Genomic DNA, 729 nt, shown 5'->3' on the forward strand with positions numbered 1-729 from the left:
GAAAGGAGGGGAGAAAGGGAAAGAAGGAAAGGGGGGAGGAAGGAGAGAAGAGGGGGAGAAAGGAAGGGAAAGAGGAGGGGGGAGAAAGGGAGGGAGGAAGGGAGGGAGGAAAAAAGGGGGGAAAGGGGGGAGAGAAAAGAAGGGAGAGAAGGGGAGGAAGGGGAGAGGAAAAAGGGGAAGAGGGGAGGGAGGAGAGAGGGGAGAAAGAGGGGGGGAGGAGGGAGAAAGGAAAGAGGGGAGGGAAGGAGGAAGAGGGAGAGAAAAAGGAGGGGAGGAAGGGAAGGGGGAAGAGGAAGGAAGAAAAAGAAAGAAAAAGGAAGAAAAAGGAAAAAGAAAAGAGAGAGGAGAAGAGGAAAAGGAGAGAGGAAGGAAGACAGGTGGGAAAAGGAAGGGAAAAAAGGAGGGGGAAAAGGGGAAGGAAGGAGGAAGAGGAGAGAGGGAAAGGGGAAGGGGGAAAGAAAAAAGGAAGAGAGAAGAAGGGGGAGGGGAAAGAAGGAGGGAGGGAAGGGAGGAAAGAGAAGGGAAGGAGGAAAGAGGAGGAGAAGGAAAAGAGGGAGGGGGAGGAAGGAAAGGGAAAGAGAAAAAAAAAAAGGAGGGAGGAGGGAGGGAGGAAAGGAGGACGGGAGGGGGAAGACGAGACGGAGCGGGGGAGGAGGGAAGGGGAGAGAGGGAGCAGGGCGGGGGGAAAGAGTGGGAGAAAAGGAGGAAAGAAAAGGAGTCCTATGTTTA

At 54.2% G+C, this 729-nt stretch carries 1 protein-coding gene; it reads left to right on the plus strand.

What is annotated here, in order from left to right:
* Positions 1–729, plus strand: a 729-nt coding sequence (locus K5Q73_RS21910) for a hypothetical protein (protein ID WP_220766191.1), incomplete at both ends; no start/stop codon positions are given.

The sequence above is a fragment of the Shewanella sp. MBTL60-112-B2 genome (assembly GCF_019655055.1).
Taxonomy (GTDB): domain Bacteria; phylum Pseudomonadota; class Gammaproteobacteria; order Enterobacterales; family Shewanellaceae; genus Shewanella.